Genomic DNA, 19,312 nt, shown 5'->3' on the forward strand with positions numbered 1-19,312 from the left:
GACGGTCAGGTCATCGGCGAAGTGCCGGTCGCCGGTGGCGTCAGGCACGTACTTCACGGTGACAACGATCCTCAAGCTCACGCCGGCTCTCCTACCTGGTGTTGTTCGTCAGGGCGACCATATGGCACTCAGTACCCTCTGTAAAGGTACGTAGTGCCAGAAAGGCCTTCGCGGTGCTACGTTCCCCGCATGACTGAGGCGCGCGGACCAGCGAAGAAGGCACCCATGCGGGAGGTGCTCGCCGAGGCGGCGTTCCAGCTGTTCCTGGAGCGGGGCTTCGAGCAGACCACGGTGGACGACATCGTGGCGCGGGCCGGGGTCGGGCGCCGTTCCTTCTTCCGGTACTTCCCGTCCAAAGAGGACGCGGTCTTTCCTGATCACGAGCGCTGCCTGGCCGACATGACGGCGTTCCTGGACGCGGCCGGCGACGAAGAACCCGTGGGCGCGGTGTGCGACGCGGCGCGGCTCGTGCTGCGGATGTACACCGCGAACCCGGAGTTCTCCGTGCAGCGTTACCGGCTCACGCAGGAGGTCCCCGGCCTTCGTACGTATGAACTCTCGGTGGTGCGCCGCTATGAACGCACCATGGCCGGCTACCTCCGCGGCCGCTACTCCGAGGCCGAGGACGGCTCCCTGCGCGCCGAGGTGATCGCCGCCTCCGTGGTCGCCGCGCACAACAACGCCCTGCGTTCCTGGCTGCGTTCGGGCGGCGAGGGCGATGCCGATGCCGCCGTTGATCACGCGCTCGGGCTCGTGCGCGACGGGTGGGGGAAGAGCGGAGAGACGGCCCCCGATGCCGATGAGGAGGTCGTCGTCATGGTGGTCTCGAAGCGCGCCCCCATGTGGCGTGTGGTGCAGCGGGTCGAGTCGGCCCTCGGCGAGGACTGAGCTCCAGGGGCGGGCTCCGAACGGGCTACGAGAGCCGGGATGAAGGAAGTAGCACTCAGTACCTTTACCTGCTGGCACTCAGTGCCATATGGTGCGGGTGCGTCGACGCCGAGCGCGGCGCATCCGAGCCGAGCGCAGGGGGTCGAGACGTGTCCCAGCAGAATTTGAGCATCGCTCCGACAGAGCACGAGCGAACCGGGCGAACCGGCCTGATCTACCAGCGCTGCCGATGGTGCAACACCGCATCGTTCCGGCGCATGCTGTGCCCGGTGTGCGCGTCCAGCGAGCTGGAGACCGAGCGGAGCGACGGCGAAGGCGTCGTCGTCCAGTCCAGCGTGGTGAACCGCTACACCGGCACCGCACGCAACGAGTCCCTCGTCCGCTTCCCCGAAGGGTTCGTGTTCCGCTGCCGTGTCGTGGGCGCCTCGCCGCATCTGGTGTGGGTCGGCGCACGAGTACGCCCCGTGGCGGGAGCCGACACGGAGTCCGGGGAGATCGTCTTCGAACTCTGTGAGACGAACGTGGGCGACGACTGGTACTGAGCGCCGCCGATCAGTTGACGCCCCGCTCGCGCCCTTCCCAGTACGGCCCGCGCAGCTTGTACTTCTGGAGTTTTCCGGTGGCCGTGCGGGCCAGTCCGGCGCGGAACTCCACCGAGGTCGGCGCCTTGAACCCGGCGAGGTGCTCCTTGCAGTGCCGGATGAGCTCCTCCTCCGTGGCCCTCGCGCCGGGAGCCAGGACGACCAGCGCCTTGATGGTCTCGCCCCACTTCTCGTCCGGCACCCCGATCACCGCGACCTCGGCGACGGCGGCATGGCTGAACAGCACGTCCTCCACCTCGATGGAGGAGACGTTCTCACCGCCGGTGATGATGACGTCCTTCTTGCGGTCACTGATCGTCAGAAACCCGTCCGCGCCGATCGTCCCGCCGTCGCCCGTGTGGAACCAGCCCCCTTCCAGGGCCTCGGCGGTCTCCTTCGGCTGATCCCAGTACCCCTCCAGGATCACGTTCGAGCGGGCGAGGATCTCGCCCTCGTCCGACGTACGCAGCGTCACGCCCAGGGCCGGGGCCCCGGCCTGGACCAGTTTCTCCGCGCGCCGCTGCGGGTCGAGGCCGTCCCATTCGGCGCGGGTGCGGTTGATGGTGAGCAGGGGAGAGGTCTCGGTGAGGCCGTAGATCTGGATGAACTCCCAGCCCAGCTCGGACTCCACCTGGGCGACGGTCCTGGTGGGCGGCGGTGCTCCCGCCACGATGATGCGCACCCGGTCCCGCCCCGGGATCTCCCCGTCCCACGACTGCGCGGCGGCCAGGACCGCGTTGACCACGGCGGGCGCCGCGCACATCACCGTGACCCCGTGCTCGGCCACGCGGCGCAGGATCTCCGCGCCGTCCACCTTGCGCAGGACGACCTGGCGCGCGCCCATGCCGGCCATCGCGAAGGGCATGCCCCAGCCGTTGGCGTGGAACATCGGCAGGGTGTGGAGGTACACGTCCCGGTCCGTGACGCCTGCGTGCAGCGCGAACGTCAGTGCGTTCACCCAGATGTTGCGGTGCGTGATCTGTACGCCCTTGGGCCGAGCCGTCGTACCGCTGGTGAAGTTGATGGTCGCGGTGGCGTTCTCGTCGTGCTCCCAGGGCTCCGGCTCGGTGTCGAACCGGTACAGCTCCGCGTCGGCCTGGGCCCCGAGAGTGAAACGGTGCTTGCAGGTCACCCCCGAGAGGCGGTCCTCCAGTTCCGGGTCGACCAGCAGGACGCTCGCCCCCGACTGCGCGACGATGTAGCTCACCTCCTCCGCCGAGAGACGGAAGTTGACCGGCACGAGGACCCGGCCGTGGCCGCTGACGCCGAAGAACGACGTCAGCAGCCGTGCGCTGTTGGGCGAGACAACCGCCACCCGTGCGCCGTGCGGCACCCCGAGCGCGTCGAGCCCGGCGGCCTGGGCCCGCGCCAGCTCACCCACACGCCGGTAGGTGAGGTCCTGCCAGGATTCGGCGGGCTGATCGCTCTCGTCGACGATGCCGACCCGGTACCCGTATACGGCCGTGGCGCGGTCCAGAAAATCAAGGGCCCCGAACGGGACGAACATCCTGCCTCCCGAAGCTCAGTCGATGTACGCCACCTATCCGACCACGCCCCGACGGAAACCGGACACCCCGCCGCTAAGCCCCTTGCGGCGTCTTCACCTCCGGCGGCGCCTCCTGAAGCCGCCGCAAGGAAGCCACCAGCTGATCCACCTCCTCGGACGTGTTGTAGAGGGCGAGTGACGCGCGGGCGGCGCTCTCCAGGCCGTAGTGGGCGAGCGCGGGCTGGGCACAGTGGTGGCCCGCGCGGATCGCGATGCCGTCGCGGTCGAGCCAGTCCGCGATACCGGCCGGGTCGTGGCCCGCGAGCGTGAACGTGAGCACCGCGATCCGCTCCGGCGCCGTCCCGAGGACATCCAGGCCGGGGACCGTGGCCATGGCCTGCTGCGCATACGTCATGAGCGCGGTCTCGTACGCCGCGACGGCCTCCCGGTCGAACGACGTGAACCAGTTCAGGGCCGCCAGCAGGCCGACGACGCCACCGATGTGGCCCGTGCCTGCCTCCAGGCGGTGCGGTACCGGCGCGAACGTGGTCCGCGTGAAGTCGACCGACTCGATCATGTTGCCGCCGCCCTGCCACGGCCTCATGTCCCGCAGGATCTCCGGCTTGGCGTAGAGCGCGCCGATGCCGGTCGGGGCGAAGAGTTTGTGCCCCGAGAAGGCGTAGAAGTCGGCGTCCAGGTCCCGCACGTCGACCGGGAAGTGCGCGACGGCCTGCGCGCCGTCCACCAGGACCTTGGCGCCGTAACGGTGGGCGAGCGCGGTCATCTCCTTCACCGGCGGGACCGTCCCGAGGACGTTCGACGCGTGGCTGACGGCGACGATCCGGGTGCGGGAGGAGAGGAGACCGGCGTAGGCGTCCTGGTCGATCGCCCCGTCCGGCGTGAGGGGGATAGGGACGACCCGCGCCCGCCTCTCCTCCGCGATCAACTGCCAGGGGACGATGTCGGAGTGGTGCTCGAGGACGGCCACCAGAATGTCGTCCCCGGGCCCCAGGTTCGCCCGCCCCCAGCTCTGCGCGACGAGGTTGACGGCCTCGGTCGTGCCGCGTACGAAGACGATGTCGTCCGGCGACCCGGCCCCCAGGAACCGCGCGACCGCCGCCCGCCCCGCCTCGTACAACTCGGTCGCCTCGCGCGCCATGGTGTGCGCGCCGCGGTGGATGTTGGAGTTGGCGGCGCCGTAATAGGCGGCGAGCGCCTCGATGACCTGGCGCGGTTTCTGCGTGGTGGCGCCGTTGTCCAGCCAGACGAGGGGCCGGCCGTTGACGCTCCGGTGCAGGATCGGGATGTCCTGGCGGGCCGACTCGGGGGAGTAGCCGGGGGGTTGGAGCTGCGGAAGCGCGTCCGCACGGGGAGCTGGGGCCTGCGGAGCGGGGGCCGCTGGCAGCCCGGCCCTCCGCCCTACAACGTCAGGAATAGTCATGGTAGTTCGACACCTCGACGTTCTGCAGGACGGCGATCGCGTCCTCGACCAGGACCGCGGTGTTGAAGTACGCCGTCATCAGGTACGACGTGATGCCCTTCTGGTCGACGCCCATGTTCCGCATGGACAGGCCCGGTTCGACCTCGTCCGCGACACCCGCCGGACGCAGCCCCACCACACCCTGCTCGGCCTCGCCTGTCCGCATCAGCAGGATCTCGGTGGTGCCGGCGTCGAGGCCCGAGCCGCCCGAGAACCGCACCTTGTCCGAGGGGAGAAGCGGCACCCCGCGCCACGTCAGGAGCGGGCTGCCGAAGCGGCCGTCCGTCACCGGGGGCACGCCACGGCGCGTACATTCCCGGCCGAAGGCGGCGATCGCCCGGGGATGCGCGAGGAAGAAGCCAGGCTGCTTCCACACCCTCGCCAGGAGTTCGTCGAGGTCGTCGGGGGTGGGGGCGCCGGTGCGCGACTGGACCCGCTGCCCGGGGGAGACGTTGTGGAACAGGCCGTGCTCCGGGTGGTTCAGGAGCGAGGACTCCTGCCGCTCCCGCAGTGCCGCGATGGTGAGGTTGGACTGCGCGCGGGTCTGGTCGATGGGCCCGTTGTACAGGTCGGCGACCCGGGTGTGCACGCGGAGCACCGTCTGCGCCAGCGTCATGTGGTACTCGCGCGGCGCGTCCTCGTAGTCGACGAACGTCCCCGGCAGATCGGGCTCCCCGACATGTCCGGCGGTCAGATCCACCGGTACCTCGGAGCCGGGCGTCACGGTGTCGCCTGCGCGGTACGCGGTGACCGCGCCCCCCAGCGCCTCGTCACGGTCGGCGAGCCTCGCGAGCTCGCCGCGGTCCGCGCAGAGGGCAACGCCAGGGGTGAGCGCCTTGACGCGGTAGGGCATCGGGTCCGACCGGGTCCATGCGTCCAGGTCGAAGAACTGGCCGTCGCCGATCACTTCGAGCAGCGCGTCCTCGCCGTACCGCCCGGTCACCCGCTTCTCGGCCCTGCCCCGCACGACGACCCACAGCCGGTCGGCGGCGTCGCCCTCCTGGGCGAGGACCTGCCCGGCCTCGAAGGTGACCTCGGTGAAGGCACCGGCCAGCTCGGCGAGCAGCGCGTCGTCGGCGTCACGGAGGTAGGGGACCTCGCGTAAGTCGCCGGGCACGACGCGGTGCGAGCCGTTCTCGTCGTACGTGGTGATCCGGTCGTCGCCGAGCACGAACGTACGGCGGCGGTTCACCCGGTAGGTGCCCGCCTCGACGTCCACCCAGGGCAGCGCGCGCAGCAGATAGCGCGGGGTGATGCCGCGCATCTGCGGGGTGGTCTTGGTGGTCGTCGCCAGTTGCCGTGCGGCGTCCGGGCCGAGTGAGAGCCGGTCGTTCACTGGAACCTCCTGGAAGAACGGACTGCTTGGCTGCCACGGGGGCATGTGGCGCCGATCGTCTTCTCGTCTGTTCCGTGACCACAAGTGGGTGTTTTTCAGGGAGAGTTGGGAAAGGGCGTGAAATAGCCGGACAGTCGGCCCCGCACCCCCGGGCCACCCTTCCAGCCCGCTGCAGGGACGTCCCCGTACGCCGGAAATCAGGCTCAAAGCACCTCAATACCGGACCTGAGTGCCCCTGCAAGAAGTGCTTATGACTCGGTTCGCGGTGGATGGCGGATGGCGAGCCGCGGAGGCGGGCAGGATGGGACCTCCGGCGTACGAAGGGTGCGGTAATGACAGATTCGGGACCTGGGCGGCTCATCATCTCGCGGGCGACGCCCGAAGACTGGCGGGTCGTCAGCGGATGGGCGGCGGACGAGGGCTGGAACCCGGGGCTGCGGGACGGCCCGTGCTTCTTCGCGCAGGACCCCGACGGGTTCTTCATCGGCCGGCTCGCCGACGAACCGGCGGAGCCGGTCTCCGCGATCTCGGTCGTCAACTACGACGAGTTGTACGCCTTCCTCGGCTTCTACCTGGTCCGCCCCGACCAGCGAGGCCGCGGCCACGGCCTCGCCACCTGGCAGGCGGCCCTCGCCCACGCGGGCACCCGGACCGTCGGCCTCGACGGCGTGGTCGCCCAGCAGGACAACTACCGCCGCTCGGGCTTCGAGCTCGCCCACCGCACCATGCGCTACCAGGGGCCGGTGCCAAGACCCGCCTCAACGCCCGCCCACGTCCTGCCGGTCGAGGCAGCGGGCCTGAAGGCGATCACCGCCTACGACGCCGCGAGTTATCCGGCCGACCGCCCGCGCTTCCTCGACTCCTGGCTCACCGCGCCGGGACACCGCGCCCTTGCCCGCATCGTCGACGGCCGCGTCACCGGATACGGCGTGCTCCGCCCGGCCCGCGACGCCCTGCGCATCGGGCCCCTGTTCGCGGATTCGCGCGTGGACGCCGAGGCGCTCTTCGACGCGCTCACCGCGGAGGCGGACGGCGCGCCCGTCGTCATCGACGTCCCCGAGACCCAGCCGCATGCCATCGCCATGGCCGAGGAGCGCGGCATGAAGCCCGTGTTCGCGACCGCCCGTATGTACACCGGCCCCGTGCGGGAGCTCGCCCAGGAGCGGGTGTTCGGGGTCACGACCCTGGAACTCGGCTGACGCGGCGAGGGGGCAGAGCCCGGCGGGCCCGGCCCCCTCTCCTCACATAGCCCTTACGTAATCGTCAGCCGCTTCTTCGACTTGGCCTCGGAGCTGTTGCCGACGTACACGTCCACGGCCCCCTCCTCGACGCGGAACTCCCCGCCGTCCGCGTTCGTCCAGAACCCGAAGTCATCGGCCCCGAGCTGGAATCGGACCGTGGTCGACCTGCCCGCCTCCAGGGTCACGCGACGGAACCCGCGCAGCTTGCGCACCGGCTGCGCGATGCTCGCCGCGATGTCGTGGACGTACAGCTGGACGACCTCGTCGCCCTTGCGGTCACCCGTGTTCCTTACGGTGACCGAGACCTCCAGGGTGTCGCCCTCGCGCAGCGCCCGCGCCGGCACGCGGTCGCGGCTCAGCCTCGGCGCGCCGATCTCGAACTCCGTGTAGCTGAGGCCGTGGCCGAAGGCGAACTGCGGGTCCGGGGGCAGATCGAGGTACTTGGACGTGTACTTGTTGTCGGCGTTGTAGGGGCGGCCCGTCGACTCGTGGTTGTAGTGGATGGGGATCTGGCCGACCGTGCGCGGGAAGGAGACGGGCAGTTTGCCGCCCGGGTTGACCTTGCCGAACAGCACGTCGGCGATCGCGTTCCCGGCCTCAAGGCCCGGGTGCCAGGCCTCAAGGACGGCGGGCGCCGACTTCAGCCAGTCGCCGACGGTCAGCGGGCGCCCGTTGACCAGGACCACCACGAACGGCTTGCCCGTCTCCGCGATCGCCTCGATCAGCTTCTCCTGCGCGCCCGGCAGACCGATGTCGCTGCGCGCCGCCGCCTCGCCGCTCATCGCCGGTGGCTCACCGACCACCACGACGGTGACATCGGCGCCCTTGGCCGCGTCGACCGCCGCCGCGATCCCGCCGGTGTCGGTGCCCTCGGCGTCGACGCCCTTCGCGTACGTCACCTTCGCCCGTGGAGCCGCGGCCTTCACCGCCGCGAGCACCTTTCCCGAGGGGAAGTTCTTGGCCGCGCCGGGGAACGTCCAGGTGCCAAGGAGATCGTCGGAGTCGCCGAACGGACCGACGACCGCGATGGACCCGGCCGACCTCTTGAGCGGAAGCGCCTCGCCGTCGTTCTTCAGCAGCACCATCGAGCGGGCGGCGGTCTCACGGGCCGCCTCGCGCGCGTCGGCGGACGGCTTCTCGATGGCGTCGCCCTCATCGACGTACGGATTCTCGAAGAGTCCAAGGGCGAACTTCAGGCGCAGGATCCGCGCGACCGCCTCGTCGAGCCGCTTCTCGCTGATCTTTCCACCGCTCAGCAGCTTCTTGCCGTTCTTGGCGAGGTCCGTGCTCGCCATCTCCATGTCGACCCCGGCGTTGAGCGCGAGACGGGCCGCGTCGGCGCCGTCCTCGGCGAAACCGTGCGCGACGAGCTCGTCGACGCCGTTCCAGTCGCTGACGACGAAGCCGTCGAAGCCCCACTCCTTGACCAGTACGTCGGTGAGGGTGTGGGAGTTGCCGTGCGCGGGGACGCCGCTGATCGTGTTGAAGGAGGCCATCACCGTCGCCACGCCCGCGTCCAACGCGGCCTTGAACGGCGGCAGATAGTGGTTGCGCAGCCGCGACTTCGACACGTCGACCGTGTTGTAGTCCCGGCCGCCCTCCGCCCCGCCGTACGCGACGAAGTGCTTGGCGCAGGCGGCGATGCGGTCCTTGCCTGCGAGCCCGGAGCCCTTGGACCCCTTAGACCCCTTCGACTCCGTCGCACCCTTCCGGCCCTGGTAGCCCTCCACCTTGGCCACGGCGAACGCGGTCGTGAGGTACGGGTCCTCGCCGCAGCCCTCGGCGATCCGGCCCCAGCGCGGCTCGTGCGTGACGTCCATCATCGGCGAGAACGTCCAGTGCACACCGTTGGAGCGCGACTCCTTCGCCGACACCTCGGCGTCCCGCCTGGTGACCTCGGGGTCGAAACTCGACGCCTGGGCAAGGGGGATGGGGAACGTCGTCCACAGGCCATGGATGACATCGAGCCCGAAGAGCAGCGGAATGCCGAGCCTGGACTCCTCGACGGCGATGCGCTGGAGGGCGTTGCTGCTCTTGGCGCCGAAGATGTTCAGGACGGAACCGAGCCGCCCGGCGCGCGCCGCGTCCTCGACGTCCTTCGTCTCGCTGCCGCCAGGACCCGTGCTGACGGCCCACGGGAGCTGCTGGAGCTGCCCCAGCTTCTCTTCGACAGTCATACGGTCGAGCAGCTTCTTGATCTTCGGGTCGAGGGGGCTCGGGCGCTGTGCCGCGGCCTGAGCGGCTTCGGCGGCCTGGGCGGTTCCGGTACCGGCAGCGGTGAGGCCACCTCCCGCGACGGCCGTGCCGCCGATCGCGGACAGCAGAGTACGCCTTCGTAGCTCTCGCATGCGTTCGCCTTCTCGAATCAGGAAGTCGGCAACCCGTGTGATGGCCACAAGAGTTGAAGCGAAAGTACGTTCCTGTTACACGCGGGTCAAGGGATGCGACAGGGACGCGCGGGGAGCGGGTGCACCGCCGCGCGCCCCCATGCTTGACCTGAAGGAAGCTTGAGGTTCTAGGTTCTTCTCATGAGCATGGAAACGACAGCCTGGATGCAGCTGCACAGCGTCATGAACGCCCAGCAGGACAGCCGTCCCTTCGCCCGCACCACCTTGCGCCGCATCGCCACCTTCGCCCGCCCGCACAAGCGCCGCATCGTCCAATTCGTCCTCCTGAGCATCGCCACCGCGCTCCTCGCCGTGGCGACGCCCGTCCTGGCGGGGAACGTCGTGAACGCGATCGTCTCCGACGGCGAGTCCTCGCTCGTCGTCCGCTACGCCCTGCTCATCGCCGCCATCGCCGTCGCCGAAGCGGGCCTCGGACTGCTCAGCCGCTGGCTGTCGGCGAACCTGGGGGAGGGGCTGATCCTCGACCTGCGGACGGCCGTCTTCGATCACGTACAGCGCATGCCCGTTGCCTTCTTCACCCGCACCCGCACCGGTGCGCTTGTCAGCCGCCTCAACAACGACGTGATCGGCGCCCAGCGCGCGTTCAGCAACACGCTCTCCGGCGTCGTCGGCAACGTGGTCACGCTGCTCCTGACCCTGGCCGTGATGCTGAAGCTCTCCTGGCAGATCACGCTCCTCGCCCTCGTCCTGCTCCCCCTCTTCATCGTCCCCGCGCGCCGCATGGGCTCCCGGATGGCGAAGCTCCAGCGCGAGGCCGCGCACCACAACGCGGCGATGGGCACGCGGATGACCGAGCGCTTCTCCGCGCCGGGCGCCACGCTCATCAAGCTCTTCGGGCAGCCGGGCGACGAGTCGGCCGAGTTCGCCGCTCGGGCCCACCGGGTGCGGGACATCGGCGTACGCACGGCCATGGCGCAGTCCGCGTTCATCACCGCGCTCACGCTGGTCTCTGCCCTCGCGCTGGCCCTCGTCTACGGACTCGGCGGCTACTTCGCGCTGAAGGGCACCCTGGACGCGGGCGCGATCGTCTCCCTCGCCCTGCTCCTGACCCGCCTCTACGCGCCGCTGACCTCCCTGGCGGGAGCACGAGTCGAGGTCATGAGCGCGCTCGTCAGCTTCGAGCGGGTCTTCGAGGTCCTCGACCTGAAGCCGCTGATCGACGAGAAGCCGGAAGCACGTGAGGTCCCGCCGGGCCCGGTGGCGGTGGAGTTCGACGACGTGCGCTTCGGCTACCCGTCCGCTGACAAGGTCTCCCTGGCATCCCTCGAAGAGGTCGCCGCGCTCGACACCCGCGGCGGCGAGGAAGTCCTGCACGGCCTCTCCTTCCGCGCCGAGCCGGGCCAGACGGTCGCACTCGTCGGCTCATCCGGAGCGGGCAAGTCAACGATCGCGCAACTGCTTCCGCGCCTGTACGACACGGACGGCGGAACCGTACGCATCGGAGGCGTCGACGTCCGTGACCTCTCGGCGGCGTCCATTCGCCAGACCCTCGGCATGGTCACCCAGGACGGCCACCTCTTCCACGAGTCGGTCCGCGCCAACCTCCTGCTCGCCCGTCCCGACGCCACCGAGGACGACCTGTGGGACGTCCTGCGCAGGGCCCGCCTCGAAGACCTCGTACGTTCCCTGCCGGACGGCCTGGACACCGTGGTCGGCGAGCGCGGCTACCGCCTCTCGGGCGGCGAGCGCCAGCGCATGACGATCGCCCGACTGCTCCTGGCCCAGCAGCGGGTGGTGATCCTGGACGAGGCGACCGCCCACCTGGACAACACATCGGAGGCGGCGGTCCAGGAAGCGCTCGCGGAAGCCCTTGAGGGACGCACGGCGATCGTCATCGCCCACCGCCTGTCGACCGTTCGGTCCGCCGACCAGATCCTCGTCGTCGAAGCCGGCCGGATCGTGGAGCGGGGCACGCACGAGGAGTTGCTGGAGGCGGAGGGCCGGTACGCGGAGCTTTACCGCACGCAGTTCGCCGTGAAGACGGTGGAGACGGGCGAGGAGACGGACGCGGTCGAGGCGGTGGAGGTGGTCGCCTGAGCCGGAGTTGGCCGCGAGTTCGGACCACCGGCGGAGAGGAATGCCTCAACCTGTCTCACAAAACCGCCGGTTAGACCGTAACGACATGAACCGTCGCCACGTTTGCGGAGCATGAACGGTTCTCTGCGCCATCTTGCGACTTCGTCAAAGCAACGGGAACGCGCCCTGTGTTGCCCACCTGGGGTCCCTGGCCGGCAGGCAGGGTGCTCAGCCGCCGGAACAACCACCGGAACGGGGCAGCGATGACGGGGCAAGGACGAGAGCACTGGCTGGAGTTCGAGGGCTTCAGGTTCCCCTGCCGCATCGTGGAGTCCCCGTCCGCGGTGACCGAGCCCGTGGTCGTGGTCGGCGGCATGATGCAGGACCGCCACTCGTGGACCAACTACGAGAAACATCTGCTGCCCCACGCCTCGCTGGTGACCGTCGAACTCCCCGGCTTCGGCGCGGCCGACGCCCTGCCCGCAAGCTACGGATACGACTTCCTGGCCGCGGCCCTGCGGCACCTCCTGAACACCCTTGGCATGGGCGGCGCGAACCTCCTGGGCACGTGCTACGGCGGGGCGATCGCACTGCGCTGCGCCCAGCTCTACCCCGAGCACGTGACGCGCCTGCTGCTCGGCGCCATGACCGGGTACCTTCCCCCGTCGTACGTGAGCCAGATCCCGCACTGGCAGCGCATGGTCGCCGAGAACCGGCGCGACGACCTCGCCGACAGCCTCCTGCGCACCTTCGTCACGCCCAATGACACGCGAGTGCGACGCCACGCGGCGATCTGGCGCCTCCTGAGCCACCAGTTCCGTACCCAGAGCGCGCAGGATCTGGACAAGGCCTGCGATCACAACGCGCGTATGACCGAACACGCGTGGTACGAACCCCACGGACTCGACGTCCCGACGCTGGTGTACACCGGCGAGCACGACCACCTCACCACACCGGCGCTTGGCCGCCAGCTGGCCGAGGAGCTGCGGGCTCCCTTCGCCACGTTCCATGACGCCGACCACATGTTCCCCCTGGAACAGGACTCGGCCCACGCCGATCTCATCCTGCGGTTCTGCACGGGCCGGCCCCTCACCGATCTGCCCTACCTGAGCCCGATGGAACACCCGCGCGGCGAGCGGCCGAGCGCCGCGTCAGTGCATCTCGCACAGCGGGAACACCACCCAGGCATCAGGCAGGCCGTGAACTAGGCAAACACGCTCGGGGCGCCCCTCGGCGTCGACTCGGAAGCTGACGCTCAGTAAGTGCCCGCTCGCATAGAGGAGTTGATGTAGCGGAGATCGAGTGTGTTACCCATACGCAATCCCGAGGACAGGACAAGAGCCCTGGCCGGTGGCAGGATGCACCGCAGCGTGCGCAGCACACAGCGCTGTTGATCTCGCTCGCGCCCCGGTTCGAGCCTGCCCTGGAGGTTCTGTGTCCGCTCGTCCCCCGAAGTCCGTTCGTTCCCCGGTGGCTGCCATAGCCCTGACCGCAGCCGCCGGCCTGCTGGCGGCGGGCTGCACCAGCACCAAGTCCGACGACACGGGCGGCTCGGGGATCAAGCTCGTCTCGTCCGGCACGCTCAAGACCTGCACGCACCTGCCCTACCCCCCGTTCCAGTCGAAGCAGGACGGCGAGATCGTCGGCTTCGACGTGGATCTGGTCGACCTGATCGCCAAGGAACTGGGGGTGAAGCAGGAAATCGTCAACACGCCCTTCGAGGGCATCGAGACCGGCCAGGACTTCAACATCCGCAAGTGCGACCTGGCCGCCGCGGGCATGACGATCACCGACGAGCGTGACAAGGTCATGGACTTCTCGGTCCCCTACTTCAACGCCACCCAGGCGCTGATCACCAAGAAGGGCGATCCCTACAAGACCTTCGATGACCTCAAGGGCAAGAAGCTCGGCTACCAGAAGGCCACCACCGGCGGCATCTACGCCAAGAAGCAGAGCAAGGGCCTCGACATCGAGCTCGTGGAGTACGAGGACGTCGGCCTGCTGCTCACCGCCGTCAAGGCAGGCAAGGTCGATGCGGGCATCAACGACAACGGCGTGCTCTTCAAGTACGTCAAGGAGAACCCGGACACCGAGGTGACCGCGGAGTTCGACACCGGCGAGGAGTACGGAATCGGCTTCCGTACGGGCAATGACGCACTGCGCACCAAGGCCAACAAGGTCCTCAAGAAAGCGCGGGCCGACGGCAGTTACGACAAGATCTACAAGAAGTGGTTCGGCACCACTCCGCAGAGCTGACCTCGAGCATTCAAACGGCTGACCAGAGGAGTTCTGCACGTATGTCCATGTCCCGACGGCAGCGGGCACGGCTGTTCCGCGGCGTCCAGTACGCCGTGCTCTTCATCGCCATAGCCGTGTTCGCCCTGGTGGCCGACTGGGGGACACTGCGCCAGGCGTTCTTCGACGTGGAGATCGCCAAGGCGCTGTTCCCCGAGGTGATCACCACCGCACTGGTCAACACCGCCTACTACACGCTGCTCGGCTTCGGCTTCGGCCTGGGACTCGGCATCGTCCTTGCGCTGATGCGGTTGTCCCCGGTGCCTCCGTACCGCTGGATCGCGATCGCCTTTATCGAATTCTTCCGCGGCGTTCCCTCCCTCCTTGTGTTCATCGCGCTCGGCTTCGGTGTGCCGCTGGCCTTCGAGGTCGCGCTCGACATGGACATCACGGTGATGCTGTCGCTCGGCCTGGTGGGCGCCGCCTATATGGCCGAGACGATCCGCGCGGGCATTCTGGCGGTGCCCAAGGGGCAGACGGAGGCGGCCCGTTCGCTTGGTATGTCACCGGGGCGTGCGATGGTGTCGATCGTGATGCCGCAGGCGTTCCGGATCGTGCTGCCGCCGCTGACCAACGAGCTGATCCTGCTCACCAAGGACTCCTCACTGGTGTATCTGCTCGGCCTCTCGCTCGGCCAGTTCGAGCTGGCCAACTTCGGCCGGGACGCGCTGAACGAGCACAAGAGCCTGACCCCGATCCTGATCGCCGGACTGCTGTATCTCGTCATCACCCTCCCGCTCGGCCATCTGGTGCGGCGGCTCGAGGCCCGTACGGCGAAAGCCAGGTGAGCACCGTGAAGTTGGACAAGACACCCGATGCGCCCGCACCTTCGGGGCAGGCGATCGAGGTGCGCGATCTGCACAAGTCGTTCGGTGATCTGGAGGTGCTCAAGGGCATCGACTTCACGGTCGGGCGCGGTGACGTGGTCTGTGTCATCGGCCCTTCGGGCTCCGGCAAGTCGACCCTGCTGCGCTGCGTCAATCTCCTGGAAGAGCCCACGTCGGGCACGGTGACGGTGGCCGGCACCGAGGTCACCGACCCCGATGTGGACATCGATCGCGTACGCCGCCGGATCGGCATGGTCTTCCAGTCCTTCAACCTCTTCCCGCACCTCACGGCGCTGGAGAACCTGACCATCGCGCAGCGCCGCGTGCTGCGGCGCGGCAAGGAGGAGGCGGAGCGCATCGCGCGGGCCAACCTCGCGCGGGTGGGCCTCGTCGACAAGGAGCAGTCCTATCCGCTGCAGCTCTCCGGCGGCCAGCAGCAGCGGGTCGCGATCGCCCGGGCGCTGTCCATGGACCCCGAGCTGATGCTCTTCGACGAGCCGACCTCCGCGCTCGACCCCGAACTGGTCGGGGACGTACTCGCGGTGATGCGCTCGCTCGCCCAGGAGGGGATGACGATGCTGGTCGTCACCCATGAGATGAGCTTCGCGCGCGAGGTCGCCGACCGGGTGGTCTTCATGGACGACGGAGTGATCGTCGAGGAGGGCACGCCCGAACGTGTGGTGGGCGACCCGCAGCACGAGCGGACCCGGACGTTCCTGGCGCGCGTACTCGATCCTGCGGCGGCGGAGATGGGCGAGGTCCCGGACAAAGGACCGCACGAGAAGCGGGTGGACCGCTGAGCGCACCTCGCCGCTCCACCTTTCGCCCGTACGCGACGTGACAGAGATCTCTGGTGCAGAACCGAACGGCGCCGCATAGTGGAGGCGGGCCGTTGTAATCCGAGAGAGTAGCCCTTGACCTGCAAAGCAGGCAGGGAGCGGAATTCTGGAGTGGCGAATGCTGCGCACCATGTTCAAGTCCAAGATCCACCGCGCCACGGTGACCCAGGCTGACCTGCACTACGTGGGCTCCGTCACCATCGACGCCGATCTTCTCGACGCCGCCGACCTGCTGCCCGGCGAGCTCGTACACATCGTCGACATCACCAACGGTGCCCGCCTGGAGACGTACACCATCGAAGGCGAGCGCGGCAGCGGCGTCATCGGGATCAACGGCGCCGCCGCCCACCTGGTGCACCCCGGCGATAGGGTGATCATCATCAGCTACGCCCAGGTCGAGGACGCCGAGGCCCGCACCCTGCGGCCCAAGGTCGTGCACGTGGACGGTCAGGACAACCGCATCGTGGCCCTCGGTGACGACGCCGCCGCTCCGGTGCCCGGCTCCGACGACATGGCGCGCAGCCCGCAGGCCGTGTGAGCCCTCCAGGAGAGCCGATGAGCAGTGGGACCGAGATCCGCGACGACCGGGCGCGCGGCGTCCTTGAGGCCCGTGCCGGGGGTGAAGTCGTCGGGCAGATCGTCTACTTCACCCTCGACGTGCCCGAGTCCGCCCTGGTGCCGGTGCACACCGAGGTGGAGCCCGCGCACGAGGGCGAGGGCATCGCGGGCTCGCTGGCCAGGGAGTTGTACGCGATGGCGGCGCGGGAAGGCGTCGCCGTCGCGCCCCTGTGTCCGTACGTCGTCAAGTGGGCCGAGCGGCATCGCGACGAGGCGCCCGTACCCTCCGGCGAGCTCGTCGAGGCCGCCTTGGCCAAGGCGAAGTCGGACCCCACGGCATGGTGACCGGGACGCTCGCCCTGCTGCACACCTCGCCCGCGCACATCCCCGTCTTCGAAGGGCTGCGCGACGAGGACCACCCCGGCGTCGAGCTGCGGCACCTCGTGCACGAGGACCTGCTCACGCGGGCCGGCGCCGAAGGGCCGCAGGCGGTGGCCGACGACGTCCGCGAGGTCATCGTCCGTGCCGTAGCCGACGGGGCGGACGCCGTGCTCTGCACGTGCTCGACCATCGGCGGTATCGCCGAGGCCTGCGCCGCCGCCGTCGGCGTGCCGGTGCTGCGCGTCGACCGGCCCATGGCGGCCCTCGCCGTGGCGGCAGGGCGGTCCGTGGCCGTCGTCGCCACCGTGCGGAGCACGCTTGAGCCGACCGTCGCCCTCGTCGAGGAGGAGGCCGCCCGCGCGGGGCGCCCCGTGGACGTCACCACCCTTGTGGTCGAAGGCGCCTGGGAGCGGTTCCTGGCCGGCGACCGGGAGGGCTGTACCGTGCTGGTCGCCGCCGCCGTCGACACCCTGGAAGGAGTGGACGCCGTCGTCCTCGCCCAGGCCTCCATGGCGGACGCGGCGGACCGTACGACCCTGCGTGTCCCGGTCATTTCCAGCCCCCGTCCCGGCCTGCGCGCGGCCGTTCTCCACGACGGGGCCGGGGTCAAGTCGTAGGGTGCACACGGGAGGTGAGCGAGTGACCGCCCACCTCCCGCGCACACGCACAGACCGCATCGACACATCGCAGGAGCGGACATGGCGCAGCAGGACGAAGAGGCCGTGATCAGTCCCACCGGCTGGGTGGCGAAACAGGCCCACCTCTACGAAGAGTCAGGCGGCACGAAGGGCGCCGAGATACAGGGCGCCCCCTGCCTGCTGCTCGACTACCGCGGACGGCGCACCGGGCAGTGGCGCCGCACCGTACTGATCTACGGCCGTGACGGCGACGACTATCTGATCGTGGCGTCCAAGGGCGGCGCCGACGAGCACCCCCTGTGGTACCTCAACCTCGTGGACAACCCCGACGTACGGCTGCGCGTGGGCACCGAGGAGCGGTTCTCCGCCCACGCCGAGACCCTCCCGGCCGAGGAGAAGGCCAGGGTCTGGCCGGGCCTCGTCGAGCTGTTCGCCCCCTATGCGGACTATCAGCAGAAGACGGACCGGGACATCCCCGTCGTACGGCTCACCCGCACCCAGGACTGAGGTCGGACGGCGCGGGGACGCGTGGACTCGGCGGGCGTGGGCACGCGAGGCGGGAGAGAGTGGTCACGACCCCTCTCCGACCTCGATGGAGGAGACCATGACTGTTCCGTTCCCCGACCCCCTGCCACCGAGCCCGATCCCCGACCCGAACGGGCCGAACCCGGTCCCGGACCCCGAACGGCCCACACCGGGTCCGGGCCCGGGGCCGGTGCCGCGTCCCACACCGGACCCGCCGCCGACCCCGCTCCCGCCGCCGGGACCGGCCCCGGACCCTGAGCCGAAGCCGGTCTGACGTCTGAGGCAGGCCGTCAGGGCCTGAGCCTGTACTTCAGCAGGGCCTAAGCCTGTACCTCGGAGCGGTCCCCGCCCCACAGCGTGTGGAACGACCCCTCGCGGTCCGTACGCCGATAGGTGTGCGCCCCGAAGTAGTCGCGCTGCCCCTGCGTGAGCGCGGCGGGCAGCCGGTCCGCGCGCAGCGCGTCGTAGTACGCGAGGGCGGCGGAGAAGCCTGGCGTGGGGACACCCTGCCGGGTGGCCGCGACCAGGACCGCGCGCCAGTCGTCCTGGGCCGCACCGATCTCCTCGGCGAACGTCTTGTCCGAGAGGAGGCTCGGCAGATCCGCGCGCGCGTCGTACGCGGCGCGGATGCGGTCCAGGAAGGCGGCGCGGATGATGCAGCCGCCGCGCCAGATCGACGCCACCGCACCGAGGTCGATGTCCCAGCCGTACTCCTCGCTGCCCGCGGCGACCTCGTGGAAGCCCTGGGTGTACGACACGATCTTCGACGCGTACAGCGCCTGCTCGACCTGGTCGGCGAACGCCCCGGCCTCGGCCTCACCCAGCGGACGTGCCGTCGGGCCAGGCAACTCCCTCGAAGCCGCCCGCAGTTCGGAGTGGCCCGAGAGGGAGCGTGCGAACACCGCCTCCGCGATCCCGGACACCGGAACGCCCAGGTCGAGGGCGATCTGCACGGTCCAGCGGCCCGTGCCCTTCTGCTCGGCCTGGTCCTGGACCACGTCCACGAACGGCTCGCCCGTCGCGGCGTCCACGTGCTTCAGGACCTCCGCCGTGATCTCGATCAGGTAGGAGTCGAGACGACCCGTGTTCCAGGTGCGGAAGATGTCCGCGATCTGGGCGGGGGAGTAGCCCGCGACCTCGCGGAGCAGCTGATACGCCTCGGCGATCAGCTGCATGTCCGCGTACTCGATGCCGTTGTGCACCATCTTCACGAAGTGACCCGCACCGTCCGGGCCGACGTGGGTCACGCAGGGCGCGCCGTCCTCGGCCTTCGCCGAGATCTTCTCCAGCATCGGACCGAGCGAGGCGTACGACTCCTCGGAGCCGCCCGGCATGATGCTCGGGCCGAGCAGCGCGCCCTCCTCGCCGCCCGAGACACCCGTGCCGACGAAGTGGATGCCCTGCTCGCGCAGTTCACGCTCGCGGCGCCTGGTGTCCGCGAAGTGCGCGTTGCCGCCGTCGACGATCATGTCGCCCTCTTCGAGAAGCGGGGCGAACTCCTTGATGACGGCGTCGGTGGGCTCACCCGCCTTCACCATGATGACGAGGCGGCGCGGGCGCTCAAGGGCCGCGACGAACTCCTCGGCGGTCTCGGTGGAGACGAAGTCGCCTTCGTGGCCGAACTCCTCGACCAGCGCCCGGGTCTTGGCCGACGTGCGGTTGTGGACGGCGACGGTGTAGCCGTTGCGTGCGAAGTTGCGGGCCAGATTGCGCCCCATGACCGCGAGGCCTGTGACACCGATCTGGGCTGACGTGCTGCTCATGCCGTGGCTCCTGGAAGTGGAAGTGCCGGTGGTGTTCGCCAGTATCGCCC

Annotated in this window: 17 protein-coding genes and 1 pseudogene; 12 read left to right on the plus strand and 6 right to left on the minus strand. The window is 69.5% G+C overall.

Features of this window, described 5'->3' with window-relative positions; genetic code table 11:
- Positions 1-81 (minus strand): annotated as a pseudogene (locus ACGFX9_RS21315) (electron transfer flavoprotein subunit beta); the annotation flags it as partial.
- Positions 82-189: 108 nt separating this feature from the next.
- On the opposite strand from ACGFX9_RS21315, the gene ACGFX9_RS21320 reads away from it, so the two are divergent.
- Entirely contained in the window at positions 190-888 is a 699-nt protein-coding gene (locus ACGFX9_RS21320; protein ID WP_393474052.1) for a TetR family transcriptional regulator, read from the plus strand.
- Between the two features lie 164 nt (positions 889-1,052).
- Positions 1,053-1,430, plus strand: coding sequence for a Zn-ribbon domain-containing OB-fold protein (locus tag ACGFX9_RS21325; protein ID WP_393475359.1), 378 nt, complete (start codon positions 1,053-1,055; stop codon positions 1,428-1,430).
- A gap of 10 nt (positions 1,431-1,440) precedes the next feature.
- Here the strand turns inward: ACGFX9_RS21325 and ACGFX9_RS21330 are convergent, their stop codons facing one another.
- The 3 genes from ACGFX9_RS21330 to ACGFX9_RS21340 all read right to left on the minus strand — a co-directional run bounded on the left by ACGFX9_RS21330 (position 1,441) and on the right by ACGFX9_RS21340 (position 5,771).
- Positions 1,441-2,976, minus strand: a complete 1,536-nt coding sequence (locus tag ACGFX9_RS21330; RefSeq protein WP_393474055.1) for an AMP-binding protein — start codon at positions 2,974-2,976, stop codon at positions 1,441-1,443.
- A gap of 73 nt (positions 2,977-3,049) precedes the next feature.
- Positions 3,050-4,396 (minus strand): SufS family cysteine desulfurase, encoded by a 1,347-nt coding sequence (locus ACGFX9_RS21335; protein WP_393474057.1) that lies wholly within the window; start codon positions 4,394-4,396, stop codon positions 3,050-3,052.
- Positions 4,383-5,771, minus strand: coding sequence for a family 2B encapsulin nanocompartment shell protein (locus ACGFX9_RS21340; protein WP_393474065.1), 1,389 nt, complete (start codon positions 5,769-5,771; stop codon positions 4,383-4,385). Before ACGFX9_RS21340 ends, ACGFX9_RS21335 begins: the two co-directional genes overlap by 14 nt.
- 332 nt (positions 5,772-6,103) lie before the next feature.
- Here ACGFX9_RS21340 and ACGFX9_RS21345 point away from each other — a divergent pair, with 332 nt between their 5' ends.
- Positions 6,104-6,970 carry a GNAT family N-acetyltransferase gene (locus ACGFX9_RS21345; protein WP_393474067.1) on the plus strand — a complete coding sequence of 289 codons (867 nt, stop codon included), beginning with the start codon at positions 6,104-6,106 and terminating at the stop codon, positions 6,968-6,970.
- Between the two features lie 53 nt (positions 6,971-7,023).
- Here the strand turns inward: ACGFX9_RS21345 and bglX are convergent, their stop codons facing one another.
- Positions 7,024-9,360, minus strand: coding sequence for a beta-glucosidase BglX (gene bglX, locus ACGFX9_RS21350; RefSeq protein WP_393474070.1), 2,337 nt, complete (start codon positions 9,358-9,360; stop codon positions 7,024-7,026).
- A 180-nt stretch (positions 9,361-9,540) separates the two neighbouring features.
- Between bglX and ACGFX9_RS21355 the strand changes: the two genes are divergently transcribed.
- From ACGFX9_RS21355 to ACGFX9_RS21395, 9 genes are all read left to right on the plus strand, one after another.
- Complete coding sequence (locus ACGFX9_RS21355) at positions 9,541-11,457, plus strand: ABC transporter ATP-binding protein (RefSeq protein ID WP_393474072.1); 1,917 nt, start codon at positions 9,541-9,543, stop codon at positions 11,455-11,457.
- 242 nt (positions 11,458-11,699) lie between these two features.
- Positions 11,700-12,644 carry an alpha/beta fold hydrolase gene (locus ACGFX9_RS21360; protein WP_393474075.1) on the plus strand — a complete coding sequence of 315 codons (945 nt, stop codon included), beginning with the start codon at positions 11,700-11,702 and terminating at the stop codon, positions 12,642-12,644.
- Between the two features lie 262 nt (positions 12,645-12,906).
- Positions 12,907-13,692 (plus strand): basic amino acid ABC transporter substrate-binding protein, encoded by a 786-nt coding sequence (locus ACGFX9_RS21365; protein WP_393474078.1) that lies wholly within the window; start codon positions 12,907-12,909, stop codon positions 13,690-13,692.
- A gap of 41 nt (positions 13,693-13,733) precedes the next feature.
- Positions 13,734-14,519, plus strand: a complete 786-nt coding sequence (locus ACGFX9_RS21370) for an amino acid ABC transporter permease (protein ID WP_393474080.1) — start codon at positions 13,734-13,736, stop codon at positions 14,517-14,519.
- 11 nt (positions 14,520-14,530) lie between these two features.
- Positions 14,531-15,358 carry an amino acid ABC transporter ATP-binding protein gene (locus tag ACGFX9_RS21375; protein WP_393475362.1) on the plus strand — a complete coding sequence of 276 codons (828 nt, stop codon included), beginning with the start codon at positions 14,531-14,533 and terminating at the stop codon, positions 15,356-15,358.
- Between the two features lie 157 nt (positions 15,359-15,515).
- Positions 15,516-15,935: an aspartate 1-decarboxylase gene (gene panD / locus ACGFX9_RS21380; protein ID WP_393474083.1), complete on the plus strand. Its 420-nt coding sequence runs from the start codon at positions 15,516-15,518 to the stop codon at positions 15,933-15,935.
- A gap of 17 nt (positions 15,936-15,952) precedes the next feature.
- On the plus strand, positions 15,953-16,300 hold the full coding sequence (locus ACGFX9_RS21385; RefSeq protein ID WP_393474086.1) for a GNAT family N-acetyltransferase: 348 nt from the start codon (positions 15,953-15,955) through the stop codon (positions 16,298-16,300).
- Entirely contained in the window at positions 16,294-16,953 is a 660-nt protein-coding gene (locus ACGFX9_RS21390; protein WP_393474089.1) for an aspartate/glutamate racemase family protein, read from the plus strand. Before ACGFX9_RS21385 ends, ACGFX9_RS21390 begins: the two co-directional genes overlap by 7 nt.
- Before the next feature lie 81 nt (positions 16,954-17,034).
- The gene (locus tag ACGFX9_RS21395; RefSeq protein ID WP_393474092.1) at positions 17,035-17,481 is read left to right on the plus strand and encodes a nitroreductase family deazaflavin-dependent oxidoreductase; all 447 of its coding nucleotides are present in this window, start codon (positions 17,035-17,037) and stop codon (positions 17,479-17,481) included.
- Between the two features lie 338 nt (positions 17,482-17,819).
- Here the strand turns inward: ACGFX9_RS21395 and gndA are convergent, their stop codons facing one another.
- On the minus strand, positions 17,820-19,262 hold the full coding sequence (gene gndA, locus ACGFX9_RS21400; RefSeq protein ID WP_393474095.1) for an NADP-dependent phosphogluconate dehydrogenase: 1,443 nt from the start codon (positions 19,260-19,262) through the stop codon (positions 17,820-17,822).
- Between the last annotated feature and the right edge of the window lie 50 nt (positions 19,263-19,312).

This window comes from Streptomyces sp. NPDC048436 (assembly GCF_043200355.1).
GTDB lineage: Bacteria > Actinomycetota > Actinomycetes > Streptomycetales > Streptomycetaceae > Streptomyces.